General features: G+C 41.1%; 22 protein-coding genes. 19 read left to right on the forward strand and 3 right to left on the reverse strand.

Going from position 1 to position 26,504, the window contains the following annotated elements; translation table 11 throughout:
- Positions 1 to 59: 59 nt before the first annotated feature.
- Positions 60 to 998, forward strand: a complete 939-nt coding sequence (locus tag EGX73_RS07800) for a 2-dehydropantoate 2-reductase (protein WP_003128712.1) — start codon at positions 60 to 62, stop codon at positions 996 to 998.
- Positions 999 to 1,222: 224 nt separating this feature from the next.
- Here the strand turns inward: EGX73_RS07800 and EGX73_RS07805 are convergent, their stop codons facing one another.
- Complete coding sequence (locus EGX73_RS07805) at positions 1,223 to 2,194, reverse strand: AraC family transcriptional regulator (protein ID WP_041119841.1); 972 nt, start codon at positions 2,192 to 2,194, stop codon at positions 1,223 to 1,225.
- Between the two features lie 230 nt (positions 2,195 to 2,424).
- Here EGX73_RS07805 and EGX73_RS07810 point away from each other — a divergent pair, with 230 nt between their 5' ends.
- From EGX73_RS07810 to EGX73_RS07820, 3 genes are read left to right on the forward strand one after another with little or no spacing between them, the layout of a single operon-like run.
- Complete coding sequence (locus EGX73_RS07810) at positions 2,425 to 3,741, forward strand: MFS transporter (RefSeq protein ID WP_060813022.1); 1,317 nt, start codon at positions 2,425 to 2,427, stop codon at positions 3,739 to 3,741.
- Positions 3,742 to 3,789: 48 nt separating this feature from the next.
- Positions 3,790 to 5,766, forward strand: a complete 1,977-nt coding sequence (locus EGX73_RS07815; protein ID WP_172461436.1) for an alpha-rhamnosidase — start codon at positions 3,790 to 3,792, stop codon at positions 5,764 to 5,766.
- 30 nt (positions 5,767 to 5,796) lie between these two features.
- Positions 5,797 to 7,143 carry an MFS transporter gene (locus tag EGX73_RS07820; protein ID WP_003128716.1) on the forward strand — a complete coding sequence of 449 codons (1,347 nt, stop codon included), beginning with the start codon at positions 5,797 to 5,799 and terminating at the stop codon, positions 7,141 to 7,143.
- A gap of 164 nt (positions 7,144 to 7,307) precedes the next feature.
- On the opposite strand, the gene EGX73_RS07825 is transcribed toward EGX73_RS07820, so the two are convergent.
- The gene (locus EGX73_RS07825) at positions 7,308 to 8,096 is read right to left on the reverse strand and encodes a PHP domain-containing protein (protein WP_003128717.1); all 789 of its coding nucleotides are present in this window, start codon (positions 8,094 to 8,096) and stop codon (positions 7,308 to 7,310) included.
- A 137-nt stretch (positions 8,097 to 8,233) separates the two neighbouring features.
- Here EGX73_RS07825 and EGX73_RS07830 point away from each other — a divergent pair, with 137 nt between their 5' ends.
- The 6 genes from EGX73_RS07830 to EGX73_RS07855 all read left to right on the forward strand — a co-directional run bounded on the left by EGX73_RS07830 (position 8,234) and on the right by EGX73_RS07855 (position 13,936).
- Entirely contained in the window at positions 8,234 to 9,097 is an 864-nt protein-coding gene (locus tag EGX73_RS07830) for an AraC family transcriptional regulator (protein WP_003128718.1), read from the forward strand.
- Positions 9,098 to 9,352: 255 nt separating this feature from the next.
- Positions 9,353 to 10,426: a Gfo/Idh/MocA family protein gene (locus EGX73_RS07835; protein WP_003128720.1), complete on the forward strand. Its 1,074-nt coding sequence runs from the start codon at positions 9,353 to 9,355 to the stop codon at positions 10,424 to 10,426.
- A gap of 26 nt (positions 10,427 to 10,452) precedes the next feature.
- The gene (locus tag EGX73_RS07840) at positions 10,453 to 11,202 is read left to right on the forward strand and encodes a sugar phosphate isomerase/epimerase (protein WP_060813021.1); all 750 of its coding nucleotides are present in this window, start codon (positions 10,453 to 10,455) and stop codon (positions 11,200 to 11,202) included.
- Positions 11,199 to 11,918, forward strand: a complete 720-nt coding sequence (locus tag EGX73_RS07845) for a trehalose utilization protein ThuA (protein WP_003128724.1) — start codon at positions 11,199 to 11,201, stop codon at positions 11,916 to 11,918. The genes EGX73_RS07840 and EGX73_RS07845 overlap by 4 nt, the downstream gene beginning before the upstream one ends.
- Entirely contained in the window at positions 11,915 to 12,883 is a 969-nt protein-coding gene (locus EGX73_RS07850) for a sugar phosphate isomerase/epimerase (protein WP_003128726.1), read from the forward strand. The genes EGX73_RS07845 and EGX73_RS07850 overlap by 4 nt, the downstream gene beginning before the upstream one ends.
- A gap of 15 nt (positions 12,884 to 12,898) precedes the next feature.
- Entirely contained in the window at positions 12,899 to 13,936 is a 1,038-nt protein-coding gene (locus EGX73_RS07855) for a Gfo/Idh/MocA family protein (protein WP_003128728.1), read from the forward strand.
- Between the two features lie 124 nt (positions 13,937 to 14,060).
- Here EGX73_RS07855 and EGX73_RS07860 read toward each other — a convergent pair whose 3' ends face one another.
- Positions 14,061 to 14,969 carry a transcriptional regulator gene (locus EGX73_RS07860; RefSeq protein ID WP_003128730.1) on the reverse strand — a complete coding sequence of 303 codons (909 nt, stop codon included), beginning with the start codon at positions 14,967 to 14,969 and terminating at the stop codon, positions 14,061 to 14,063.
- Between the two features lie 246 nt (positions 14,970 to 15,215).
- Between EGX73_RS07860 and EGX73_RS07865 the strand changes: the two genes are divergently transcribed.
- The 9 genes from EGX73_RS07865 (at position 15,216) to EGX73_RS07905 (ending at position 26,493) form a co-directional block, all read left to right on the forward strand.
- On the forward strand, positions 15,216 to 16,460 hold the full coding sequence (locus EGX73_RS07865) for an extracellular solute-binding protein (RefSeq protein WP_005472664.1): 1,245 nt from the start codon (positions 15,216 to 15,218) through the stop codon (positions 16,458 to 16,460).
- A 221-nt stretch (positions 16,461 to 16,681) separates the two neighbouring features.
- Complete coding sequence (locus EGX73_RS07870; protein WP_003128733.1) at positions 16,682 to 17,563, forward strand: carbohydrate ABC transporter permease; 882 nt, start codon at positions 16,682 to 16,684, stop codon at positions 17,561 to 17,563.
- Between the two features lie 10 nt (positions 17,564 to 17,573).
- Complete coding sequence (locus tag EGX73_RS07875; RefSeq protein WP_123866865.1) at positions 17,574 to 18,407, forward strand: carbohydrate ABC transporter permease; 834 nt, start codon at positions 17,574 to 17,576, stop codon at positions 18,405 to 18,407.
- Between the two features lie 19 nt (positions 18,408 to 18,426).
- The gene (locus EGX73_RS07880; RefSeq protein ID WP_123866866.1) at positions 18,427 to 20,217 is read left to right on the forward strand and encodes a glycoside hydrolase family 2 protein; all 1,791 of its coding nucleotides are present in this window, start codon (positions 18,427 to 18,429) and stop codon (positions 20,215 to 20,217) included.
- A gap of 32 nt (positions 20,218 to 20,249) precedes the next feature.
- Positions 20,250 to 21,644 carry a glycoside hydrolase family 43 protein gene (locus EGX73_RS07885; RefSeq protein ID WP_021149175.1) on the forward strand — a complete coding sequence of 465 codons (1,395 nt, stop codon included), beginning with the start codon at positions 20,250 to 20,252 and terminating at the stop codon, positions 21,642 to 21,644.
- 318 nt (positions 21,645 to 21,962) lie between these two features.
- Positions 21,963 to 22,886, forward strand: coding sequence for an alpha/beta fold hydrolase (locus EGX73_RS07890; protein WP_003128737.1), 924 nt, complete (start codon positions 21,963 to 21,965; stop codon positions 22,884 to 22,886).
- Between the two features lie 128 nt (positions 22,887 to 23,014).
- Entirely contained in the window at positions 23,015 to 24,088 is a 1,074-nt protein-coding gene (serC, locus tag EGX73_RS07895) for a 3-phosphoserine/phosphohydroxythreonine transaminase (protein WP_123866867.1), read from the forward strand.
- Positions 24,089 to 25,273, forward strand: a complete 1,185-nt coding sequence (locus EGX73_RS07900; protein WP_003128739.1) for a phosphoglycerate dehydrogenase — start codon at positions 24,089 to 24,091, stop codon at positions 25,271 to 25,273.
- Positions 25,273 to 26,493: a DUF1015 domain-containing protein gene (locus tag EGX73_RS07905; protein ID WP_003128740.1), complete on the forward strand. Its 1,221-nt coding sequence runs from the start codon at positions 25,273 to 25,275 to the stop codon at positions 26,491 to 26,493. The genes EGX73_RS07900 and EGX73_RS07905 overlap by 1 nt, the downstream gene beginning before the upstream one ends.
- The last annotated feature ends 11 nt before the right edge of the window (positions 26,494 to 26,504 follow it).

Here is a 26,504-nt window from a genome sequence, read left to right on the forward strand (position 1 = left end):
ATATTTGTTTGATTTGGAGTAAACTATACCTAATTGTCAGATAGGAAAGAGGAATAGAGATGAAAATTGTTATTGCTGGTGCTGGTGCCATGGGCAGCCGATTTGCCATTAAATTAAAAAGAGGCGGCAACGATGTAACGTTGATCGATGGTTGGCCAGCGCATATCGAAGCGATCCGTACCAATGGACTACAAGCAAATTTGGATGGAGAAGAAATCACAGAATCTTTCCCCATTTATCCACAGTCCGAAGTAACGGCGGATACGCCAGCGGATCTGATCATTGTTTTTACAAAAGCGATGCAATTAGACCAAATGATGCAAGACATTGCTTCACTAATCGGTGATCAAACAAGAGTACTTTGCTTACTTAATGGCATTGGACATGAAGATACAATTGAAAAATATGTCGCTACCGATAAAATTTTCTTAGGAAATACCCTATGGACAGCAGATTTGATTGGACCTGGGCAAGTTCGATTGTTTGGGGAAGGATCGGTTGAACTGCAAAACATTGGTGAAGGCAAAGAAGCAGCGGCCAAAGAACTGGCTGAGGTACTAACTGCTTCTGGATTGAATGCGTCATACTCTGAAAATATTCGCTATTCAATCTATCGTAAAGCCTGTGTCAATGGTACATTGAATGGTTTATGTTCAATTTTGGATGTCAACATTGCACAGTTTGGAAATACAGCCACTGCACGACAAATGGTGCAAACCATTGTTGGAGAATTCGCAGCTGTTGCGGCTCATGAATCGGTAGAACTAGATGTTCCAGAAGTCGTTGCCCATATTGAAAAAACCTATGATCCTGCAGGTATTGGCTTACACTATCCTTCCATGTATCAAGATTTGATCAATAATCATCGTAAAACGGAGATCGATTACATCAACGGGGCTATTTCGCGTAAAGGTCGAAAATACAATGTTCCCACGCCTTATTGCGACTTCTTGACCCAATTGATCCATGCCAAAGAAGATGTGCTTGAAGCGAAGTAGTAGTAAAAATAAAAAACTATGATATAAGTCTAATAATAAAAGATCCGAATCATCTATGTAATGCCCTGGTAGTTTAGGAGAACATCGTCACACATTTTGGACGTTCAGGAGCAATCAAACATTTATGGTCCGGATCCTTTTTTTTGTTCATATCGTAGTGACTTTAATTCAATTGACGATAAAGAATTTTTCCTGCTATTGCTTATTACAAATTTTACTTGTGATTAATTAACTTTTTTTGAAAAGTGACGGTATTGAGTAGGAGTCATCTGCATTTTGTTTTGAAAGAGCTTGAATAAGGAGGGCGTACTCTTGTAACCTAAATTTTCAGCGATAGTATCAATAGTCATGGAAGATTCTCTAAGTAATCTTTGTGCTTCAATCAAACGTTTTTGGTCGATCATTTCTTGAAAAGTCGCGCCAGTTTTTGTCTTGAGCATATTACCTAAATAGTTTTGGTTATAACCAAACTCCGTGGCTAATTTTTTGAGAGTGATAGTTGTGTAATGATCGTTAATATATTTTAAGAGTGCAGCTAAATCATTTCTTTGAGAAGTTAACGACAGTTCATTCAAACTAGGAATTGCTGCTAATTCCAATAAACATGATCCTAAAAGGAGACTTAAGGAACGATGATAGAAGATTTCTTTGAGATAAAATTTGTGAATCATCAAGAATAAAAGCTGATTGATGATCGCGTGTTCTTTTAAATCAAAAACTAAAAAAGTATTATGAACACTATCCTTTTTAGCAGCATTCAAAAAGAAGTCCGTGACTGGATTACTTGAAGCGGGCAAGTGGTTCAAGAGCTCTGTTTGTAAAGTATGTTTGTCAATTAAAATATTGAGAATCAAATCATCTTTTCCTACATAATCAATTTGCTGAATCACTTCAGTGTCCATAATAATCAATTGCTGTTCAGTGAACCTCCATGCCTCCCCGTTTATTTTTTGCCGACAACATCCTCTTAGAAGGTAATTCATTTCAATGAAACTATGAGTATGAGCAGACGTATAAGAGTAGCGATGATGCTTATTGATATAAATAGATCCCTCTTCAAAAAAATCATTAACGGGTATTTTTGGAATTACTGATCCATGATAGTCTAAATTCATTTCATTAATATTCTTCCCAGTAGTTCTTTGCTGGGCTTCAATTCGATCTTCTATATCAAAAAGTTTAATCAAACTTTCCATCCGTCAATCACCTAATTTTTTTATATAGTTAGTTCTATATATAAGTTATTCCCAATAAATAGTCAATATTTACTTTGCTATTAAAGGGTTTGTCAGATCAAACAAATAGCCTTTCAAAAAAATTCAAATTTATGACCTGTGAATTTGATAGTAAAGACCTACATTTTTGAAATTGTACCATTTTGTGTAAGCGTTTAATATAACCCTATGAACAAGAAAGGATGTTTCAAATGGACACAAATGGAAAGCAGCAATCATTAGTGAAAAAGTATTCTCCTTTAGCAACTGCAGCCGGTGTAGGTTCTATGTTGGGTTCTGGATGTATCGTTGGTCTCTCGGCAACCATACCGGTTTGGCAAAAAGGGTTGAACTTATCTGCGGGACAAGTTGGATTAATCTCTGGTGCACTAACCTTTGCAATTGCGTTCGGCTCTTTGTTTGCAGGACAAATTACAAAAATCTTCGGCCTGATTCGAGCGTTCAACTGGATCAATTTGTTTTATGCTATTGGAGCAGCAATTTGTGTATTTTCAGGAAATTTTGTGGCTTTATTATTAGGAGTCATCGTCATGGGGATTGCATCTGGGGCGGATTTACCAATCAGTTTAACCGTTGTCTCTCATGATGCACCAGATGAAAAAACTTCTGCAAGTTTAGTATCTTCGACACAAATATTTTGGCAAATTGGTATTTTTATTTCCTATATTTGTTCTTTCTTACTTTCCGGAGTCAATGGAGTTTTGGGAGCGCGTATTGTTTTTGTTATTTTATTGGTCTTTTCAATCTTTGCGTGGGTTTGGCGGACAGTCTCAAAAAAATTTCGGATGTTCCACGAAGAAGGTGCAGCACGTCAGTCTGCGTTGAATCTGGTTAGCAATCAACAAAAAATTTCACTAAAAGAGATTTTTAGTGGGAACAATGCAAAAATTTATCGCAACTTTTTCTTCGCTATTTTAGTCTTTTATGTTTGTTGGAATTTGTTAGCGAATACATGGGGACAATTTCAGACATACGCTTTGACTAATGCTGGTGCTACACAAATGCAAGCAACAGGGCTAGGTATTGTGCTGAATATCATTTCTTTAGTGACTACGATTATCTTTGCTTCAGTAGCGGGTGGAAAGCATCGGAATAAAGCATTTTTTGTTGGCGCTTTTGTTCAATTCATGGCAATGGTTGGTATGGCAGTTATTGGCGGTAGTGCAGGATTCATCGCATTGGCGATAACGATTGCTTTTTATAATTTTGGAAATCCATTAGCAGGGGAAGCCATCTATAAAGTTTGGACTCAAGAATCATTTCCAACAGAATCTCGGGCATTCTTACAAGGCGTTATCAATGGTTTTTCACGGTTGTGTTGCGGATTGTTTGCCTTTGTCACACCATTTTTGGTATCGCCAAACAATATTCAATTTTCGATGTATGGCTTTGCGGCGATTGTTCTAGTAGCAGCTATTGCAGGAGCTGTCATGATGAAATTGCAAAAAGGAGCTAAAACGAGAGCAAACAGTCGAAGAGATTCTAATCTAGCTGATTTAGTAAAGTAGTTGATCGATAGAATATAAATGAGTAAACGAAAGGAACGGATAATAGTGATAACAAATGAACGGCCACGATGGATCTGGTATGCTGGCGATTTTGAAATACGTCAAGGACTTTTACAAAATTTTTCTAGAGAAGAACGAGGATACGATTGGCCAGCTTACTGGTATATTGATGACTGCCATAAAAATGTAAAATTTAAACGTGAATATGAATTACAAAGTCCCACGACATTTGTTGTATATGCAACAGGGATTGGCTTTGTAGAAGTGAATGAAGTGAAATATTCTTTTGAACAAGAGATTGTCTGTCAACCCGGTTTTAATAAGATTAGGGTGAATGTAGGGAATCCAAACGGTTTGCCAGCCATCTATATTGAAGGAGAAAGAATCAAGAGTGATGAAGGCTGGTATTGCAGTAACTTTGTTGAAGAAGCTCCAGTAGGATGGAGCAATCTTTATATGAATAAAGAGCAAGACCCTAATAAAGTCTATTATGAAATAGAAACTTGTTTCCCTGTTTCGAAGACGGCGGTTGCTGGCGGCACGTTGTTTGATTATGGACGGACGATTTTCGGTTCATTAATGATCGATAAATTGTTGTCGGAGATACCGATATCTATTTGCTATGGAGAATCAGAAGCAGAAGCATGTGATAGTCAAATGTGTTATTACAAACAGGAAAATGTAAGAAAAGAAACAAACATTCGCAAACGTGCTTTTCGTTATCTTTTCATTCCTAATATAGCACCAGAAGCAATTGATATTCGTGCGATGCATGAATATCTTCCCATACACAATCAAGCCACATTCAAATCAGATGACTCTGTGATGAATCGAATATGGGATATATCTATAGAAACCTTTACATTGTGCAGTGGGCTTTTCTTTATTGACGGAATCAAACGAGATCGCTGGATCTGGTCAGGGGATGCTTACCAAAGCTATTTTATCAACCAATACTTATTCTTTGATGAAGATATCAATAAGCGAACGATCATGGCATTGCGAGGTCAAAATGAAGTAAAACAGCATATGAATACAATTGTTGATTATTCCATTTTATGGATCATAGGGATTGAAAATCACTATATGATGTCTGGGGACAGCTCATTTCTTGCACAGATTTATTCGAAAATGGTGACTATGATGGACTATCTTGAAAAACAAACCAATGAGTTAGGATTTATTTATGGTCGCGAAAAGGACTGGATTTTTATTGATTGGTCTGAAATAGATAAGGAAGGGACATTGGCAGCGGAACAAGTCCTGTTATTGAAAGCATACAAAGCTATGACTGTTTGTGGCTCTATCTTGAATCGTGATATTGATCACTATGTGACAAGATATGAACAGTTGAAAGCTAATTTAATGAGTTATTTCTGGGATGAAGAAAAAGGGGCATTTATTGATTCTTATCTATCTGGAAAGAGAAATGTGACACGCCATGCCAATATTTTTGCGGTCTTATTCGACTTTGTAGATGAAACGAAAAAGCAACAAATTTTGAAAAATGTATTGCTTAATGATGAAGTCACTCAAATCACAACTCCTTACTTCAAATTCTTCGAACAAGATGCCCTTTGTAAACTGGGACAGACAAGTCAAGTACATGAGATTATTCTTGACTACTGGGGTGGAATGGTGGAACAAGAAGCGGTTACTTTTTGGGAGGAGTATATTCCTGGAGAAAGTGGAAATGCTATTTATGAAATGTATGGGGATCCTTTTGGGAAAAGTTTATGTCATGCATGGGGAGCCAGTCCTATCTACTTATTAGGACGTTATTTCGCAGGAATTCAACCTATTCGACCAGGTTATGAAACATTCTTAGTTGACCCTAAGCTCGATTCTTTTCATCAATTAACGTGTATATTCCCAGTTAAAGGTGGCTGGGTGAAGATTGAGAAGACAGATACGTGCTTAACAATTTGTACAAATCGAGACGGTGGGATCTTGCGGATAGATGGAAAAGAGCAGCCAATGTTTGCCAATCAACCTGTAAGTTATGAGGTTGTAAAAAAGGTCTGAGCTGGATTCATCAAAGAAAGGAAGAAAGCAATGAATAGTGATCGGTTAAAAGTGTCTGAAAAACTCGGATTTGCCTTAACAAATCTAGGGAATATCCCTATTATGACACTATTAAATACGTATTTGTTAATTTTCTATACGGATGTCATTGGTGTTAATCCAGCTTTGGTAGGAATGTTATTCCTTGTTTCGAGACTTTTAGATGGCGTTAGTGATCCACTTATTGGTTTTGTGATTGATCGTTTTCCAAGAACAAAGATAGGGAAATACAAACCTGTGTTGATTTTAGGAGTCATCATCTGTTGCTTAAACTATTTGCTTGTTTGGTTTTCGCCTCTCCTATTTCCAGCTCAAAAAATCATTGCTATTAGTATTTCTTACATCCTTCTAGGAATTACTTTTGATTTTATGGATATTCCTTTGAATAGTTTAATCCCCGTACTGACGCAAGAGGATGAAGGGCGTAATCAACTTTCATCAATCAAAGGGATTTCATATACGGTAGGTCCAGCTATCTTAAATGTAGCAGCACCTTTGGCAATCGCAGCTTTTGCAACGTCTTTGAAAGGATACGTTTTATTGATTGTAGGGACGGTACTAGTTGTTCTATTTTTTACGATTGTAGGGACGTTGATGGTAAAGGAAAGAGGGACGGAAGCTGCCTATGTAACAAAGCCGGTAAAAGAAAAATATACAATGAAGGATGCGTTATCTGTATTCAAACTGCGTCCAGTTGTTTCATTGTTTCTAGCAATGCTATTCATTACAGCGGCAACGAACATCTTCAATGGTTCACTTCTATATTATCTTAGTTATATTATTAGCAACCCTAAATTATTGAGTGCAGCCAGTTTCTTAGGTATGCTGGGGGCATTGGCAGCAGGGCTTCTGGTTCCAAAATTATCGCAGCGATATGGAAAAAAACATCTGTACATTACAGGTTTGGTATTGATTTCATTATGTATGCTGGGATTTCTGGTCATCAATCATCACTCAGCCGTTTTCGTTTTATGCTATTGCGGGGTGCAATTTGCATTAGGGTTGACGAATACACTGCAATACAGTATTTCGGCCGATAATGTTGATACGATAAGAAACGAATTAGACATAGAGGCGACAGCATTGATTGCTTCTCTCACTTCATTAATCATGAAATTTGCGATGGCTATAGGTGGTGCTGTTCCGGGATTTGTGTTAAGTTTTACCGGCTATGCAGCGAATCAGTCACAATCAAGCACTGCGGAAAAAGGGATTTTATTCGTGACTTTCGTTATCCCGCTGATTTTATATGTAGTGACGATCGCTGTGTTCAGCAGTGGTTTTAAAAGTAACAAAATTAAAAGTTTGCATGTGCAAAAACGAAAAACAATGAACTAAGAGCGAAGTAGCATTTTCATTAAAACGATCTTAAAGCGAGAAAAATCTATCTTGAAGATGGAAAGAAATAAATCCATTCTCCGGATAGATTTTTTCTGCTATTGTTATTCGACTAGCTATACGGATGCTTCGCAGGAAGAAGTTTTTGTTTACAGTATCCTCCCTCAACCTTCAGGCAAATCTGCCATGTATCTTTCGGTTCCTTGAAAGACGGCCAATTGTTCTACACCGAAGGAGCACAGCATCTGGCTCATTTCGGCAAATAACAAGCGATAATCACTGGACTTATGCGCATCTGAACCTAGTGTAAAGAGTTTGCCCCCCACACTTTGATAGAGCGGGATCGCATATTCGTAAAGTGATGCATTTTGATAAGGACCAAAGCTTTTGGCATTGACTTCAAAAGCTAGCTCGCGAGCGACGACTTTCTTGAAAATAACTGTCAGTTCTTTTTCGAAATGCTGTGCAAGTTCTTCTGCTGTAAAGTCGAAGCGCCGCAACCCGTAGTCAAAATGGGTCAGGATATGTCCGTCAGAAAAAGTATCTAAAACTGTGGCCATCTGATCAAAATAAGACTTGACGACGGTAAGTTTGTCTTTCTCCAATACGGCATCATCCATATAGTCAAAGGAACCGTTTTGATGGATGCTGACTAACTTCAGGTCATAAGGATGCTGATCCAGATAGTCGCGTATTTGTGTTTCTTGCCCAGGAACGACACCGATTTCGATCCCTTTCAAAAGTTTCGTTGCTGTTTGTTCCTGTAAAGTCTGATGGCATTGTTGAAGCTGTTCATAATCGGGAATATCATCGCGATAATTTGAATAAGGGTTCTTGAGATCAAAGTGGTCAGTCGCCACAAAAAATTCCGGTTGAAAAGCTAAATAATTTTCGAAGCGTTCTTCTGAATCAAAAGATAAAAAAGTATGCAAATGCTGATCGTAGTAATTCATAATAACCTCCTTGTTGTACAAGATACCATAAAAAGCGAGAAGCGACTATTTTTTCATAAAAAATCAGAAAAGCATTTCGTACAAAAATTCTTTGTTCTATAATGGATGAGAATGGAAGCAAAGGAGTAAATAGCAGTATGAGTATGTATCTTGAGATTCCGGAATTTGAAAGCGATTTTCGCTTTCGGACATTCCTTAATGATGGGCTGACGATCGTTTATCCCCATGTACATAAAGAAATCGAGCTGATTTATGCGAAACGAGGAAAAGTCAATATTGGGGTAGCTGATGAGATCATTGAGTTGGAAGAAGGCGAGCTGTACATTTTTGCCAGTGGCCAGCCCCACTATTTTTTGGCTTCTCCAGAGAGTGAGCGTTATGTGTATCAGTTTGATTTCGCACTGTTTGATGAAACCATTTTGCGAGAAAAAGAACTTTCTTTAAAAACACTTTTTGACGAGGGGGAACCCCACAGCAAGCATTGGCCAGTCAGTTTTACCGAAAAAATCACAGGATTGTTGATCGAACTCTACCAGTTAGAGGAAGAGCAAGTAGCTGGTAAACGCTATTTGACTATGGGTTTTTTGTATCAGTTGATCGGCGAATGTTATCAAGGGTTGCCGCCGCGTGCCAAAAAGATCGCTCCTTTAAAACGTTCTGCAGCTCAATACAAAGAAACGCTGCAACGTCTGGATGAAGTGTTTGAATATATTGAATCCCATTACCAAGATGTCTTAACGATGGAAGAAACAGCGAAGCATGTTGGATTCAGTCCCCATTACTTTACCCGCTTTTTTAAGACGAATACTGGAAAAACATTCATGCAGTTTCTGACGGAATACCGGATCAATCAAGCCAAATTCATTTTGGCAAACGAGAAACTTCCAATGGCAGAAGTAGCGGAAAAAGCCGGATTTGCCAGTGTCAAAACGTTCCATCACGTGTTCAAAGAGACCGTAGGACAATCCCCATTGCAGTATCAGAAACAATTAAATAATTGAATACTTGATGAAAGCTAGATCAACGAGCCAATCTTGTCAATCACTCGAACCCTTGAACAAGCGCAATTTTTAAGCGATTGTTCACTGTTTGTTTGGGTGCTTTTATTTGGTGTGAAGGAGTCTTTGATTCGTTTTAGTGAGAGTTCCATAAGATAAATTTCGGGAATTTTTTAAGAGGAAATTGGGAAGAACCTGTCAAATCCTTTCGCTATAATGAATGAGTAGAAAATAATAAGCGTTTTCAGGAGGAAAGAGATGACAGTAAGAATTGGAATCATTGGTTGCGGTGGGATTGCGAATGGCAAACACATGCCGGCATTATCACAAGTAAAAGAAGCGGAAATGGTCGCATTTTGTGATTTGATCGTCGAACGAGCAGTGGAAGCTAAAACAGCTTTCGGTACAGAAGATGCCCAGGTATTCAGCGACTACAAAGAAATGTTAGCAGAAGCTGAATTAGATGTTGTGCATGTTTGTACACCAAATGCTTCTCACGCGGAATTGTCCATCGCAGCATTAGAAGCAGATTGCCATGTAATGTGCGAAAAACCAATGGCAAAAACGACAGAAGAAGCAAAAGCAATGATCGATGCCGCTAATCGAACAGGCAAAAAATTAACGATCGGTTATCAAAATCGTTTTAGAAAAGATTCCCGCTACTTGCACGAGGTTTGTGCGGAAGGACAATTAGGCAATATCTATTTTGGGAAAGCCCATGCCATCCGTCGTCGTGCAGTACCAACTTGGGGTGTCTTTCTAGACGAAGAAGCTCAAGGCGGGGGACCATTGATCGACATCGGTACGCATGCTCTTGATTTAACATTGTGGATGATGAATAACTACCAACCTAAATTTGTTGTCGGAAAAGCTTACCATGAATTATCTCAGACAAAGAATGCGGCGAACGCTTGGGGGTCATGGGATCCAGAGAAGTTTTCGGTAGAAGACTCTGCTTTTGGATTTGTCGTGATGGAAAATGGCGCAACGATTTTCTTGGAAGCTAGCTGGGCGTTGAACAGTTTAGATGTCAAAGAAGCAAAAACAACATTGATGGGCAGCAAAGCTGGCGCGGATATGAATAATGGCTTAACAATCAATGGCGAAGACCATAGTTTGTTGTATGAAAAAAATATTGAGTTGGAAACTGGTGGTGTCGACTTCTATGAAGGGGACGGCGAAACGCCTGAAATCTTGGAAGCACAATCTTGGATCAACGCCATCATCAATGACACAGAACCTGTGGTCAAGCCGGAAGAGGCAATGGTAGTTACTGAGATTTTAGAAGCAATCTACAAATCCTCAGCAACTGGCGAACCGGTCTACTTGTAAAAGCAGTCGCTAAAAAGGAGCAAAGCATGAAACCAAAAATCGGACTACAGTTATGGAGCATCCAAGAAGCGTGTAAAGAAGACTTGTTCCAAGCACTTGAAAGTGTCAAAAAAAGCGGGTATGACGGAGTCGAATTCGCGGGTTACTACGGTTATTCCGCAACAGAGGTCGCAAACGCGCTAAAAGAATACGACTTGGGAGTTGCTGCTTCTCATCTACCCTTTGAAACATTGCGGGATCATTTTGAAGCAACACTGGCCTATGAAAAAGCGATCGGGAATCACCGACTCGTGGTTCCATATGCTTCATTTGAGACATTCGCAGAATGGCAACAGTTTGCCCGAGAGTTTGCAGAAGTTGCTAAGAAAGCAGCTGCTCAGGGCTTTGAATGCTACTATCACAATCATGCCCATGAATTTACCGAGATTCCTAATAAATCAATGATTGAAGAATTGTTAGCTGAAAATCCAGCACTTAAATTAGAAGCAGATCTTTATTGGATCGCTTATTCCGGCACTGATGTTTTCACTTGGTTGAAAGAACATCAAGAGTCCGTTGGTCTTTTGCATATCAAAGATATGCAGGAAGAACCAAAAGAAAGCACAGAAATCAATAATGGCATTTTACCTATCAAGGACTATGTCACAGTTGCGCAACAATTCCAATTGCCTTGGTTGATCGTGGAACAAGAAGCGTTCCAAAAATACGCACCTTTAGAAGCGACGGCCATCGATTATTTGCAATTAAAAGCTATCGTTGAGGAGGTTTACCAATGATCCATGTCACTGTTTGGAATGAATTTAGACACGAAAAAACAGATGAAACCGTTCAGGCAATGTATCCCGAAGGAATCCACGGACAAATCGCTGCCTTTTTGCAAGCAGATGATTTTCAAGTTCGCACAGCAACCTTGGATGAACCAGAACACGGATTAACAAACGAAGTATTAGCTGATACCGATGTGCTCGTTTGGTGGGGGCATATGGCCCATGATGAAGTACAAGACGAAATCGTTCAGCGCGTTCAACAAAGGGTGTTAGAAGGAATGGGTCTGATTGTCCTCCATTCTGGTCACTTCTCAAAAGTCTTCAAGAAATTGATGGGCACTTCCTGTGACTTGAAATGGCGCGTGGATGATCAGCATTGTCGAATTTGGAATATCAACCCGAGTCATCCAATCGTAGAAGGTGTCGGCGAATTTATTGAACTTGAGAAAGAAGAAATGTATGGGGAACACTTTGACATCCCAACTCCAGACGAATTGATCTTTGTTAGCTGGTTCCCAGGAGGCGAAGTCTTCCGCAGCGGCTGCACCTTCCGTCGTGGCAATGGCAAGATCTTTTATTTCCAACCTGGGCATGAGACGTTTCCGAGTTATTACAACGAAAAAGTACAAAAAGTTATCAAAAACGCGGCACGTTGGTGCGCACCAACAGAAAATACGTACCCAACGTACGGCCATTATCAAGCCAATGAGGAGGTAGGCAAATGAAATTAGGAGTATTTACGCCATTATTCAATCATTTAACGTTTGAAGAAATGATCACAGAAGTTGCAGAAAAAGGATTGCAGACAGTTGAGATCGGTACAGGAGGTTCTCCAGGCAATGCCCACTTGGATATCGATAAGTTGCTTGCTAGTGAAGCAGACCGGAAAGAATATTTAGCTAAATTAGCCGACAAAGGACTAGAAATCTCGGCGTTAAGCTGTCACAACAATCCCATTTCGCCTTTAAAAAATGAAGCGCAGGAAGCAGATGAATTATTACGCAAAACGATCAAGCTGGCCAGTTTGATGAATGTCCCTGTCGTCAATGGATTCTCTGGTGTTTCGGGAGGAAATGCAACAGACACGCAAGTCAACTGGCCTGTTCTGCCATGGCCAACGGAATACGATGATAATTACAACTATCAATGGGAGCAAAAGCTGATCCCTTATTGGAAAGAAATCAATACCGAGGCAGAAGCTGCTGGTGTAAAAATCGGTATTGAGCTGCATGGCGGATTCTTGGCTCATACGCCTTATACGATGTTAAAACTTCGCGACGCTGCAGGTAAAGCAATTGGTTGTAACCTTGATCCAAGCCATTTGTGGTGGCAAGGGATCGATCCAGTGGCAGCAGTCAAGATTTTAGGTGAAGCAGATGCGATTCATCATTTTCATGCCAAAGATACGTATCTTGATCAAGATAATATCAACATGCATGGGTTGACAGACATGCAGCCATACAGCAATGTCAAAACAAGAGCTTGGACTTTCCGCTCTGTTGGCTGCGGGCACAGCTTGCAAGTTTGGTCGGACATCATTTCCGCATTGCGGATCTATGGGTATGATTATGTCTTGAGTATCGAGCATGAAGATCCAATCATGTCTGTTGATGAAGGATTGAACCGAGCAATCACTAATTTGAAATCGATTATGATCAAAGAAGAACCATCCGCAATGTGGTGGGTGTAACGAGGAGTATAGAAAATGAGTGCAATCAATTTTGTTGTCATCGGTTATGGCGGTATGGGTGCTTACCATGTGCACAACATCCTGCCGAATGAAAATGAACGGATCCATATTGTGGGAACCTATGATATTTCGGAAGAAAGACAAGCTATTTCACAAGAAAAAGGGCATAAAATCTATAAAAGTTATGAAGAAGTCTTAGCAGATGAAACCATTGAAGCAGTGCTGATCGCAACGCCGAATGATTTGCATAAGGATTTGTCGATCGCAGCCCTCAGAGCGGGTAAGCATGTTGTATGTGAGAAACCTGTTGCTTTAAACACTGCTGAACTAGACGAAATCGTTGCTGTGGCCAAAGAAACAGGCAATACATTTATGGTCCATCAAAACCGTCGCTGGGATCCAGACTTTCTGATCGTTCGCGATTTATATCGTAATAGGCAGATCGGTGATCTTTTCCAAATCGAATCACGGGTCCAAGGTGCAAATGGCATCCCAGGTGATTGGCGCCATGTGAAAAAACAAGGAGGCGGCATGGTATTAGACTGGGGCGTTCACTTGTTGGATCAAATACTTTGGTTAGTGGACAGTCCAGTGAAAGATGTGAAAGCTGACTTAAGCTATATTCTGGGAGAAGAAGTCGACGATGGATTCTTTGCTTTGATCACATTTGAAAATGGTGTCAAAGCAATCGTGGAAGTTGGGACCTCCAATTACACCCAATTGCCTCGCTGGTACATTAAGGGAATTGAAGGAACTGCTACGATCCAAGATTGGGCGTTGAATGGTAAGATGGTTCGGGCAACTGGCCGCGAAGATGTTGCCGCACCTAAACCTGTCCAAGCAGGTGTTGGATTAACGAAAACAATGGCACCGCCATCTGAATTGGCTGCAGAATCAATCCCATTTCCAGAAGCGAAAGCCGATTTTGATCCTTTCTACAAGAATTTTTATCATGTAGTCCGTCACGGTGCTGAACCAATTGTCAAAAATGAAGAAGTTCGCAACGTCATGGAATTGATCGAACGAATCTTTGCCGTAGCCAGCGCAAAATAAGAGCAATCAAGACACAGAAAAACGAATCCCGCCATAGCAAATGATCCCTGTTAAATCTTGCAGTCAAAGGAGAGTTAACAGAGATCATCAAGTGATGCAGGTGATTGTTTGCCTGTGTCTTTTTTTATTCCGAAATATAAAAATTGAAAAGCAGATCCTGCGGGTAATTGCCCCAACGATCGCCAAAAATAGTTAGACCGCCAGCGTTTTCTGCGGTTGCCGGTGCTGCAATTTTGAATGTAAAGAAATCACTGTGATCCAAATCGATCTCGCTTAAGTTATGGTCGGTCAGCTTTTCTCCGTCGATCGAAGTATCAAAACGGTTGATCCGCAGATGTTTCAACAAGCCGTATTGACTGAACTCATCGATCCACCATTGAGGGGTCAATGCCCCCCGTACATCTGAAAAGTTTCCTGGAACAGTATAGGTTCCTAAACAGACATCGTTGATATAGAAAGAAATATCACTCGGCCAATAATTATTGGAAATAGGGAATTCAGAAGCAATCTCCATGCTGATTTCCAGCATTTCGATTTTTTCCCCATTTTTTAGCGGTTTCGGAATTTTGTACTCTAAGAATCCATTGTTTAACCAGATAATACTGGCATCTACTCGTTCTTGTGCCAAAAAGGATTTAGGATCATCCAATGCGCCGATCAGGCGATCTTTTGTAGCCATTCCACAAGAAGCTTCGGCTCTAAAATCAGTGAAGTGACCAATTTTCACAGGTAATGAAGTCAAATTCATTTCTGGAAATACTTTTTCGGGGAAGTTGATGTTGATGAAATCAGTCTTTAAAGCTAGAAACTTCTTTTTCCAATCTTTTCCCGTTCCTTTTTCTAATCTGATCAATTGTGCCTGCTCTAATTTTTTGATGTGCTTGGTCATGAGTGCGTTGCTGATTGCCAGTTTTTCCCCAATCTCACTGATGCTTTTTCTTTCCCCGCCTAACTCTCTCAAAATTGCCAAACGCGTCTCATTGGCTAAAGCTTCATAAACCGGTAAAGAGGTTTTCTCTAAATTTAATTCCATTCTATTCACCTCGTTATACTTTTTTGTTAATTGATTGCGCAGGTTTATTATAACATAACTTGATGATTTTACACTATAGTTAAACGATATAAATATTTTATTTTAGTTGTTAAATAGCTGTTGACAGCGCTTTATTTTGATGTTAATTTAACGGTGTAAACAGTTTGGTTTTTATTGTTGTTGAAAAAAGTAAAGTGAGTTGGAATATCGTTTTACAAATAAGTTAAATAATAGGAGCGTGGAAAAATGAAATTTAGTAAAGCAGCTATAGTAGTAGGGGCGACGTTGCTGTGTGGCATCGTATTGTCAGCATGTGGAAGTGGCGGCGGCAACTCAAGCAAGAGTTCTGAAATTTTGTTATGGTCATCCACAACTGGACCAGATGGGGAGAAAATCAAAAAGACGATTGACGAATACAATGCGACGGATCCGGATTTCAAAGTGAAATTAGTGAGTATGCAAGGGGATACCTTCACCTCAAAACTAACTACAGCAGGTAAATCGGGGAAAGGTGTACCAGATTTGGCTTTAGTCGCTTCAGAAGCACTTCCCACCTATAAGAACCAAGAGATGCTGGATTCTTGGGATGACATGATCAAAGGTACAGAGCTAGATCGCAGCAATTATGTTGAAGCAGCTTGGGATACCGGTACTCTTGAGGACAGCCAGTATGGGATTCCTGCCACCATGGGGTCGTGGGTCATGTATTACAACAAAGATCTGGTAGACAAATACATTCCTGGAGCATTAGATGATGGCATCGTGACTTATGAAGAAATCAATCAGGCAGGTGAAAAAGCAAAAGCAGATGGCGTTTATAGCTTTGGTTATACCTGGGGGATGCAGAATTATTCCAATCTATATCAGCAAATGGGCGGACAATGGCAAGATCAAGATGGCAAAATCAATATCGATAATGAGTATTCGTATAACACGGTACAGGAATTCAAAAATTTGTATGATGCGGGCTACATGGTGCCAGACGGGGAAGATGCCAATAAACTTTTTGCGAATCAACAGTTGATCTTCTTGCCGGAAGGAACGTGGATGTTGAGCAATATGGAAGAAATCAGTGACTTTGAGTGGGGAGAAACCTTTACACCGCAATGGGATGCGGAAAATATCGTTCAAGGATCGGGAGTTGATCAGTTTGCGATGTTTAAGACAAAAGAAGAACGCTCTGATGAAAAGAAAGAGGGAATGGTGGATTTCTTGACTTGGTTGCAGGCAAACCAGTTAGAATGGGTGAAATCTGGCGCCAATCCAACTTCACTAGCGATGCTTGACAATGAGGAATATGTCAAGATGCCGCAATCTTTCTTGTTGAAAACAGAAAAAGGACAGGCGGCGATCTCTGTGAATGCAGTCGATGGATTGTCTTACATTTTTGATGAATACGACAATCGTTCTTGGGACATGATCACTGGAAAAGCCGATATTAAAGATACCTTTGGTGAAATCCAAAAAGTCGTGGAAGAGAAAATGAAATAATCGCAGGGTCTGTGACAAAAGCTGAAGGCAAAGAAGATAGTGATCAGGCATGTCGAGAAGACACATACCAAAAGAGGACTCATATAAGATTTCTCAAAGAGTGGCCTTTTGATCTGGTTAGCTTGGCAACTTACACGAAAGAGCATCTTCCATGCAGAAGTGGTTTTTGTCACAGTCTTTTTCTAGTCGATTTTATCAAGGCATGAAAGGATGCGTAATGTATGAGTAGCAAAAAAAAGCTCAGTGGTTGGCCCGTTTTGTTTATCGGTCCCCACATGATTCTTTTTATTTTATTCTTTTTGGTTCCTGCTGTAATTGGTGTTTATGTTTCCTTTACCGAATGGGATCTTTTTAGTTCACCGATTTTTATTGGTTTAGACAATTTTAAGACGATTCTATTTGATCAAGACTCGCTGTATCATACGCAATTTTTCAATGGGATGAAAAACACGCTATTCTTTGCAGTGATATCAGTACCTCTGTGTATCGCGATTCCATTGCTATTAGCTGTGGCATTGTCCGCAAAGCCAAAGATGATGCGCTTTTTTCAATCGGTTCTTTACTTGCCGACATTGTTTGCCATCTCTGCTGTAATGATCATCTGGGGGTTTCTGTTAAGTAAATCCTTTGGCCCCATCAAAGAAGTTTTTGGGATAGATATCAATTTTGTCGGGACACAACCATGGGCCTGGATCGCGATTTTGATCGTAACGATTTGGTGGACATTAGGAGGAAATTTGATCATTTATGTAGCTGCGTTGAACGGTGTGCCCAGGGAACAAATGGAGGCAGCCGAGCTTGACGGAGCCAGCAGTGTAGTGAAGTTTTTCCGGATTTCGTTGCCGAGTATTCGGAATCAGCTGATTTTTACAACAGTCATGACGACTATTGCTCAATTCAATATTTATGGACAGCCATTGATGCTGACCGGGGGTGGTCCGAACAATTCGACGAGAGTACTCATGATGTATATTCAAGAGAATGCTTTTGGCAGTAGTACGTCCGTTGCTGGTATGTCATCGGCGATGGCGATTTTACTAGGGATCGTTATCATGATCGTTTCGGTCTTTCAATTTATCATGATCAAAAAATTAGAGAGGTAAGGGGACAGCCATGCGAGAAAATAAAGTAGGAAAAAGAGTCGCATTTATCGTATTAGCTATTGTTTGTATTGTCTGGATTTTTCCTCTGATATGGGCTATTTTTACCTCTTTCAAATCAGATGCTGAGATCCAAAAAGTTGGCTTTAGCCTGATTCCTAAAGAGTGGACCTTCGCAAACTTTTTAGGGTTGTTGCAGGGGAATGATTCATCGCCAGTCTTTCGCTGGTTTTTGAATTCGATGATCATTTCAACAGCCCACACATTGTTGGTGATGGTGATCGTTTCTTTTGCGGCTTATGGCTATACACGGCTGGCGTTTAAAGGTCGAGACTTGATTTTTGCATTATTGCTGGGAACGATGATGTTTCCTGGTGTCGTCAATTTGATCCCCAATTTCAAAATCGTGGATACATTAGGCTGGACCAACACGTTTCTAGCCGTGATCGTTCCTGGCGCAGCAGGTGTCTATAACATTTTTCTAGTTCGTCAGTTTATCTTAGGGATTCCTAAAGAATTGGATGAGTCGGCTGTAATTGATGGGGCCAATGAATTTCAGATTTTTTATCATATTATTCTGCCGCTGATCAAGCCGGTTTTAACCGTCGTTGCGTTATTTAGTTTTACTGGTTCGTGGAACGACTTCTTGTGGCCTTCTATCGTTATGAGCGATATTGATAAACTGCCTATCACGCCGGGACTTCAGTTGCTGCAAGGGCAATATATGACGTATCCGGGAGTAGGAGCTGCAGGAGCTCTTTTAGCATTGATCCCGACATTCCTTTTATATTTAGTGGCGCAAAAGAGTTTCATGGAATCAATGTCATTGCAAAGTGGTATAAAATAAATTGTTTTTTGGAGGAACTATGAGCAGAAATGAATACCCTAGACCCCAGTTTCAACGAGAAAACTGGCTGAATTTAAATGGAGAATGGCACTTCGCCTTTGATGATAAAAATGTAGGACTAAAAGAGAAATGGTATCAAGAGGAGGAAGCCTATCCGCATAGAATCAAGGTGCCCTTCGTCTATCAAAGCGAATTGAGCGGGATCAACCAACGAGAACCTCACGATATTGTCTGGTATTACCGGACATTCACAGTGCAGGCAATGGACAGTCAACGTGTAGTCTTGCATTTTGGTGCGGTGGATTACGAGGCGGATGTCTTTGTCAATGGTTGTCATGTAACGAATCATCAAGGCGGTCATACCTCTTTTGAAGTAGATATTACCGATTATTTGGTCGACGGTCAGCAAGCGATAAGTGTGCGTGCATTTGATCCTCATGCAGATGAAAGTATTCCTCGAGGAAAACAATTCTGGGAGACAGAATCTGCTGGTATCTGGTATACGAATTCTACCGGGATTTGGCAGCCAGTATGGCTGGAAGTCGTTTCAGAGACTCATTTGAAAGAAATCAATCTAACTCCAAATTTTGATGAGGGGACCGTGACTGTTGAAACGATCTTGAATCAGTTCCAGCCGCAGTGTGAACTGGACTATCGGATCTCTTTTAAAGAACAGCTAATCGCAGCGGGGAGACTGTCTGCAGATTCGGCAAAAATGAAGTTCAATGCCGATCTTTTTCAGGAACATATTTTCAGAAGCAATTTCCATCATGACGGTTGGTCTTGGACACCGGAAAATCCCCAGTTATTTGATATTAAACTTTCTTTAATCAACGATGGAGAAACAATTGACTACCTGAAAAGTTATTTCGGCATGCGTAAAATCCATACGGAAAACGGCATGGTCTATTTGAACAACAAACCTTACTATCAAAAGTTGATTTTGGATCAAGGGTACTGGCCTAGTGGCCTCTTGACTGCACCGTCAGATGAAGACTTTAAAAAAGACATCTTACTAGCAAAAGAAATGGGCTTCAATGGTTGCCGCAAACATCAAAAAACAGAAGATCCGCGCTTTTTGTACTGGGCGGATCAGTTAGGTTTTCTGGTTTGGGGAGAATGTGCGGCTCCGGCGATTTACAATGAAGATTCTGTTGAACGACTGATGCGGGAATGGACCGAGATCATTGCCAGAGACTTTAGCCATCCCTCCATTGTGACTTGGGTGCCGATCAATGAAAGCTGGGGCGTGCCAAAGATTTCCTTTGACCGAACACAGCAACATTTCTCTCAAGCAATGTATCATTTCTTGCACGCATTGGATAAAACACGATTAGTGATCTCAAATGATGGTTGGGCAATGACAGAAACAGATATTTGCGCCATTCACAACTATGCCCATGGCCAAAAAGAAGAAACTGAGAAATATGATTACTTTAAAGAAACCCTCCGAACTCGCGAAAATCTGATTAAGCGGCTTTCTACTCCGTGGCCGATTTTTGCCAACGGCTTTTCTTATCAGGAGCAACCAATCTTGTTAACGGAATTTGGTGGCATCGGCTTTGATGTATCGGGACAACCAGGTTGGGGGTATACGTCAGTCGACAATGAAGTTGAATTCTTAAAGGACTACCAACGGGTGCTGTCGGCTGTCTATGCTTCAGTAGGGCTCTGGGGATATTGCTATACGCAATTGACCGATGTCGAACAGGAGATCAATGGGTTGTTGACTTATGACCGTCAGCCTAAAGTGGACTTGGCAGCAATCAAAGCTATCAATGATCAATTTCATGTTTCTCAAGTTGAATGATATGCAGACGGCAACATTGGAAAGGAGAGACAATGAGAAAAAATGGTATTATTTGTGCATTGATTTTGGCGACTCCTTTCGTAGGAGGTTGCGGTACTTCTCATGAAACGCTGGTTGACGATTTCACAGCGATCATCGACAACGATGGTGCAGACCCGTGGATTTTTCAAGATGAGAAATATTATTATTATACGAAAACTACTGGTAACAACTTAACCCTTTGGCGTTCGGAAAATCTGACTGAAGTAGCAGCGGGGGAGAAAAAAGTCATCTGGGAAATGCCTGCGGAGTTTGAAAGTATCTGGGCACCGGAACTTCATCAGCTGGATGGTACGTGGGTCGTTTATTTTGCGGCCAATCATCCCTCAGAAACCCACCGGATGTATGCACTAGTCAACGAAAACCAGGATCCTTACAGTGATGATTGGCAGTTGGAAGAAATCAAAGGACTGGATGACAAGTTTGCTATTGATGGAACTGTCCTCGAATTAGACGAACAACGGTATTTCCTTTGGTCAGGTTGGGAAGGATATGAAAATATTGCCCAAAATATTTATATTGCTGAAATGATCTCACCTACAGAAGTCATTGGTGAAAAGCAGCTGATTTCGACTCCGGAATACGAATGGGAAATGCGGCAAACGCCGTTGATTAACGAAGCACCTCAAGTGATCATCAAAGAAGATACGGTAAATGTGGTCTATTCGGCTAGTGGAAGTTGGGACAATGATTATGCACTGGGACTTTTGACAATGGATCGCCAAGATGATCCATTAGATACCCGAAGTTGGACGAAAGAATCCGAACCGATTTTTCAGCAGACAGAAACTGTTTTTGGTCCCGGGCACAATGGGTTTGCCAAGTCGAAAGACGGCACCGAAGACTGGTTGATATTTCACGCTGCTCGTTGGGATCATTCTGGCTGGCAACGCTCGATTCGTTTGCAGCCAATCAAATGGGAAGAAAACAAGCTGAAATTAGAAGTTCCTTTAGCGGATAATGAAACACAGAAGCTTCCCAGTGGTGAAGCAAAAAGGATCCGAATGACCGCCAGTGATGCGCTTCTTGAAGGTGATTTAGTAACAGTGACAGACGAGGAAGCATTGATGAAAAAAGTGGTTCAAGGGTTTGAATCGACCGAAGATCGTTTGGTTTTTCAACCAACAATGGGACAGGCTAGTGAAGCGACGGTCATCGTTTATCTTAAAACTCAAGATTATTTGTCATTGAATGAGCCCGTGTATGTTCAACTGAAAACAGATGATGACAGCCAACGTTTGGCGGTCTATCCGTCACAATACTATCAGCCTATCCAAACTACTATGAATTTGAAAGCAGGCACTATCAAAATCGAAGTGTCTTCAGAAATTGGGGTCGACACACTGAGTGTCGATCGGATGGAGATCATACCAAAAGAGGGAGAATAGTTTCTAGAGCTGCTTTCAGTGGTTTAGATATCATAACACTGAAAGCAATGGCGTGGCTCAAATGGCCATGCTGTGATCTGTCTTGTTCAATTTAGGGCTGTTCTTCGATCCGAATGAAGCAAACTAACATCCTAAAGCAGTGTCATGGACAGACGTGCCATGATACTGTTTTTTTTTTGAGTAATTAGGATGAGCCGCTGATAGAGCTCTAGGCCAAGATAGGCAGTTTTCCTTCTTCCATGTATAATAAAGACAAATGGGACGGAGCAAATCGTTTTACAAAGTAGACGTAAAAGTAAATGCAAATGAGGTGAATGGATGAAAACCAGGCAAGAAATGATTCGATCTTCAAACGGCAAAGATCAACTTTATGTGAAAATTTGGCAGCCGGAGGGACAGTCCAAAGGAATGCTTCAGCTGATCCATGGCATGATTGAACACATTGAACGGTACGATCCGTTTGCTCAATATCTCGTTTCAAAAGGATTCACAGTGATCGGTCATGATCACTTGGGACACGGGAAAACAGTAGCTGAGCAAAACGAGTATGGGACATTTGGAGAAACAAATGGTGCGGATTATCTTGTAGCAGATGTGGGATTGGTTCAGCGTTTTGCGTTGGAGCAGTTTCCAGCTCAACCTTATTATCTTTTAGGTCATAGTATGGGCTCTTTGGTTTTGCGCAATTTTTTGTATCAGAAAAATACAAAATTGGCAGGAGCAATCATTATGGGGACGACACTGGAAGCGCCGGCCAAAATGACCAGTGCCGCTTTATTGACGAAGTCGTTGATGCCTTTTCGACAGCAAGCATGGCCCTATCGCGTGATGGAAAATCTGGTTTTTGGTCAACATAATCGGCGGTTTCAGCCCAACCGAACGGCGAAAGATTGGTTGTCCAGTGATCCCCAACAAGTAGATGCTTATTTAGCAGATCCGCATACGCAATTTCATTTTTCATTAAGTGCCTATCGAGATTTGTTTTTATTGACAAAAAAAGCGAGTGCCCCCCGCCTGTTGCAGAAAATCGATCGCGAATTGCCGTTACTGCTGATTTCAGGAAAAGAAGATCCTGTGGGCCATTATGGCAAGAGTGTCCGTAAGCTAGCAAACTATTTGAACCAGCAAGGGCAGCGGCATCTGACAGTTTATTTGCTGGAAGGCGGTCGTCACGAGATCTTAAATGAAACCAATAAACAAGTCGTATTTCATGAAATCTGGCAATGGTTAGAAAGCAATTGAGGAACGTTATCAATTGCTTTCATCTTTTTTTCAGAAAATTGAGAATTTTAATTATTTTTAACCTTTTTTCATATTCCTCCTTCTGCTATAATGGGTGTCACATCTAACAACAAAGGAGAGATTTTTGTATGACTGTTTATAACTTTTCAGCTGGTCCCGCCGTCTTGCCCCGCCCCGTATTGGAAAGAGCTCAATCCGAGCTTTTGGATTATCGTGGCAATGGGATGTCCGTTATGGAGCTGAGTCATCGGTCTTCCTTGTTTGAAGAGATCATTCAAGACGCAGAAGCCCTCTTGCGGGAATTGATGGCGATCCCGGATAACTATCGGGTGCTGTTTTTGCAAGGTGGAGCAAGTCTGCAATTTAGTATGGTGCCATTAAATTTAGCGAAAAACAAAAAGGCCCTTTATATCAACACGGGCTCTTGGTCAAAAAAAGCGATTCAAGCGGCTGAAGCAGTTGCTACGGTTGAGGTGATCGCATCAAGTGAAGATAAGCATTTTACTTATATTCCAGAAATCACAGTAGATAACATCGACCAAACAGCGACTTATCTGCATATTACTACGAATAATACGATTGAAGGAACAGCTTTTCAGACGATTCCGGATGCTGGCAAAGTCCCGATCATTGCTGACATGTCATCAAATATCTTGGCCAATGAGTATCGTGTAGAAGATTTCGGTATGATCTATGCAGGTGCCCAAAAGAACATTGGACCAGCAGGATTGACGGTGGTTATTATTCGAGAAGATTTATTAAATGAAGAAGCGGTCTTTGCTCCAATGTTGGACTATCGTCTTCAAGCTGACAACGGTTCCCTTTACAATACGCCGCCTACTTACAGCATTTATATCGCAAAACTGGTTTTTGAGTGGTTGAAAGAATTAGGCGGTGTAGCAGCGATTACTGCGCAAGACCGACAAAAAGCTGCACTGCTCTATCAAGCGATCGAAGCATCGAACTTGTTTAGCAGTCCCGTAGACAAAAATAGCCGCTCCCTAACGAACATTCCTTTTATCACTGGCGATAAGGAGCTGGATCGACAATTTAATGAAGCTGCAGAAGCAGCCGGCTTTAAAAACTTAAAAGGACACCGTTCGGTAGGCGGTATGCGAGCAAGTTTGTACAATGCGTTCCCTATCGAAGGCGTTCAGGCACTTGTCGATTTCATGAAATCATTCGAAGCGGAGGTCAAATAAATGTATCAGATCAAGACATTCAATGCGATTGCACCAGAAGGGCTTCAAAGGCTAAACAAAGAAAAATATGCCATCAATGAAAGTGATGAGCCAGAAGGAATCTTGCTGCGAAGCCAAAAGCTGCATGACTATCCTTTTCCAAAAAGTGTATTAGGGATTGCGCGAGCTGGAGCTGGTACGAACAATATTCCGGTCAAAGAATGTACAGAACAAGGCATCGTCGTCTTCAATACCCCAGGAGCTAATGCAAATGCAGTCAAAGAGTTGGTTATTGCAAGCTTGTTATTAAGTGTTCGCCCGATTCTCCAAGGTGCTCAATGGGTCCAAACACTGAACGGATCAGATGTAGAGGAACAGGCAGAAGCCAACAAAAAGCAATTCGCCGGTACGGAACTAGAAGGCAAAAAGCTTGGTGTGGTTGGGTTAGGCTCGATTGGTGCCATGGTCGCTAACGATGCCTACCGCTTAGGGATGGAAGTTGTGGGCTATGATCCTTATGTTTCGGTGGACACAGCGTGGACCATCTCCCGCAGAGTCAAACGGGCCAATGATTTAGCAGAAATTTTCACAACCTGTGATTTCATTACTCTTCACGTGCCATTGATGGAAAACACCCGCCATTTAGTGGGCAAGAATGAATTGGCCAAAATGAAGCCAACGGCTAAACTGTTTAACTTTTCTCGTAGTGAGATCGTTGATACAGCTGCAGCTCTTGCTGCGTTAGATAATAATGAGATTGCTGGTTATACAACTGATTTTGCAGATGAACGCTTACTGGGCCATGACAACGTGCTAGTTCTACCGCATTTAGGAGCATCGACAGAAGAGGCTGAGATCAATTGTGCCAAAATGGCTGCCCGCACATTGAAGAAATTTTTGGAGTTTGGGACGATCAAACGCTCAGTGAATTTTCCAACCGTAGAAATGGCGTTCCATTCGCCGTATCGTTTAACAGTGATTAACCGCAACGTGCCAAATATGCTAGGACAAATTTCCTCGATCATCGCTGAATCTGGAATCAACATCGATAATATGTTGAATCGCGGACGTGACGACTATGCCTACACATTGGTGGATGTCGGAGCAACAGATGCTGCATTGCTTGAAGCGGTGGCAGATAAATTACGAGCTAAAGAAGATATTATTCGCGTGCGAGTGATCAAGAATCAGGAGGTAGGCTATTAATGGTTCAAGTTTTTCCTTTTAAAGCAATCCGCCCACAAACTGACTTAGCAGAGAAAATTGCGGAGTTGCCCTATGATGTAGTCAACACGCAAGAAGCAGCGGCATATGCTGCCGGCAACCCTTACAGCTATTTTCATATCGATCGCTCAGAAATCGATCTGCCAAATATTGCTCCTTATGATCCGCAAGTGTATGCGAAAGCAGCAGAAAATTTGGCTGCTTTTCGAGAAAAAAAATGGCTGATCCAAGACAATGCACCGTCCTATTATTTATATGAGCTGACAATGGCGGGGCGGAGTCAAACTGGGCTTGTTGTTTGCACATCGATTGAGGATTATGTAGCTGGTAAAATCAAAAAACATGAGTTTACTCGACCAGAAAAAGAAGTTGACCGCATCAATCACATCCAAGCTTGTGATGCAAACACGAGTCCAATCTTTCTAAGTTACCGTCAGCCTGAGTCCTTAAAAAAAACGATCCAGGATTGGCAGAGTCACCATCAACCGATCTATGATTTCACGAGTTACCATGAGGTCCATCATCGGGTTTGGCTGATCGATGATTCTGCGGTGATTGCTGCTTTATCACAAGAATTCTCAGCGATTGATGCGTTGTATATCGCTGACGGCCATCATCGTACCGAGTCGGCAGTGAAAGTCGGCTTGCAAAAGCGCAAGGAAAAAAACAATAGTGAGGAAAGCGAGCGCTTCTTAGCGATTTTGTTTCCGGAAAATGAATTGGCGATCTGGGAATACAACCGAGTGGTCAATGTACCGATTCCAGATCATTTCTTCGATCATCTAGCAGAGAAATTTCACATTGAGAAGCCAACTAGCAGCAAGCCTTCTCAAAAGGGAACCTTCTATTTGTATTTGGGCCACGAATGGTTCTCTTTAACCATCAAAGAAGCAGGGAATGACGCAGTCGAAAGTCTGGATGTTTCTCTTTTGCAAAAAAATATCTTAGCGCCATTACTCGGTATTGAAGATGTCCGCACAGATAAGCGCATCGATTTTGTAGGAGGAATTCGTGGTCCAGAAGAATTGGAACGGATGGTGGATTCCGGAGAATGGACAATGGCCTTTTTGATGTATCCAACGCAGATGAAAGATTTATTGGCTGTTGCCGATGCGAATGAGATCATGCCGCCTAAATCTACATGGTTTGAACCCAAATTGTTAAGTGGTCTGTTTTTACATGATTTAGAAACCAAAAGCTAGAAAGCTAAAAA

Source organism: Enterococcus sp. FDAARGOS_553 (genome assembly GCF_003812305.1).
Classification (GTDB): Bacteria; Bacillota; Bacilli; order Lactobacillales; family Enterococcaceae; genus Enterococcus_D; species Enterococcus_D gallinarum.

Bases quoted from the DNA above. Each gene is read 5' to 3' on its own strand.
- EGX73_RS07800 (WP_003128712.1), top strand. From the start codon at position 60: ATGAAAATTGTTATTGCTGGTGCTGGTGCCATGGGCAGCCGATTTGCC.
- EGX73_RS07805 (WP_041119841.1), bottom strand. From the start codon at position 2,194: ATGGAAAGTTTGATTAAACTTTTTGATATAGAAGATCGAATTGAAGCC.
- EGX73_RS07810 (WP_060813022.1), top strand. From the start codon at position 2,425: ATGGACACAAATGGAAAGCAGCAATCATTAGTGAAAAAGTATTCTCCT.
- EGX73_RS07820 (WP_003128716.1), top strand. From the start codon at position 5,797: ATGAATAGTGATCGGTTAAAAGTGTCTGAAAAACTCGGATTTGCCTTA.
- EGX73_RS07825 (WP_003128717.1), bottom strand. From the start codon at position 8,096: ATGAATTACTACGATCAGCATTTGCATACTTTTTTATCTTTTGATTCA.
- EGX73_RS07830 (WP_003128718.1), top strand. From the start codon at position 8,234: ATGAGTATGTATCTTGAGATTCCGGAATTTGAAAGCGATTTTCGCTTT.
- EGX73_RS07835 (WP_003128720.1), top strand. From the start codon at position 9,353: ATGACAGTAAGAATTGGAATCATTGGTTGCGGTGGGATTGCGAATGGC.
- EGX73_RS07840 (WP_060813021.1), top strand. From the start codon at position 10,453: ATGAAACCAAAAATCGGACTACAGTTATGGAGCATCCAAGAAGCGTGT.
- EGX73_RS07845 (WP_003128724.1), top strand. From the start codon at position 11,199: ATGATCCATGTCACTGTTTGGAATGAATTTAGACACGAAAAAACAGAT.
- EGX73_RS07850 (WP_003128726.1), top strand. From the start codon at position 11,915: ATGAAATTAGGAGTATTTACGCCATTATTCAATCATTTAACGTTTGAA.
- EGX73_RS07855 (WP_003128728.1), top strand. From the start codon at position 12,899: ATGAGTGCAATCAATTTTGTTGTCATCGGTTATGGCGGTATGGGTGCT.
- EGX73_RS07860 (WP_003128730.1), bottom strand. From the start codon at position 14,969: ATGGAATTAAATTTAGAGAAAACCTCTTTACCGGTTTATGAAGCTTTA.
- EGX73_RS07865 (WP_005472664.1), top strand. From the start codon at position 15,216: ATGAAATTTAGTAAAGCAGCTATAGTAGTAGGGGCGACGTTGCTGTGT.
- EGX73_RS07870 (WP_003128733.1), top strand. From the start codon at position 16,682: ATGAGTAGCAAAAAAAAGCTCAGTGGTTGGCCCGTTTTGTTTATCGGT.
- EGX73_RS07875 (WP_123866865.1), top strand. From the start codon at position 17,574: ATGCGAGAAAATAAAGTAGGAAAAAGAGTCGCATTTATCGTATTAGCT.
- EGX73_RS07880 (WP_123866866.1), top strand. From the start codon at position 18,427: ATGAGCAGAAATGAATACCCTAGACCCCAGTTTCAACGAGAAAACTGG.
- EGX73_RS07885 (WP_021149175.1), top strand. From the start codon at position 20,250: ATGAGAAAAAATGGTATTATTTGTGCATTGATTTTGGCGACTCCTTTC.
- EGX73_RS07890 (WP_003128737.1), top strand. From the start codon at position 21,963: ATGAAAACCAGGCAAGAAATGATTCGATCTTCAAACGGCAAAGATCAA.
- serC (WP_123866867.1), top strand. From the start codon at position 23,015: ATGACTGTTTATAACTTTTCAGCTGGTCCCGCCGTCTTGCCCCGCCCC.
- EGX73_RS07900 (WP_003128739.1), top strand. From the start codon at position 24,089: ATGTATCAGATCAAGACATTCAATGCGATTGCACCAGAAGGGCTTCAA.
- EGX73_RS07905 (WP_003128740.1), top strand. From the start codon at position 25,273: ATGGTTCAAGTTTTTCCTTTTAAAGCAATCCGCCCACAAACTGACTTA.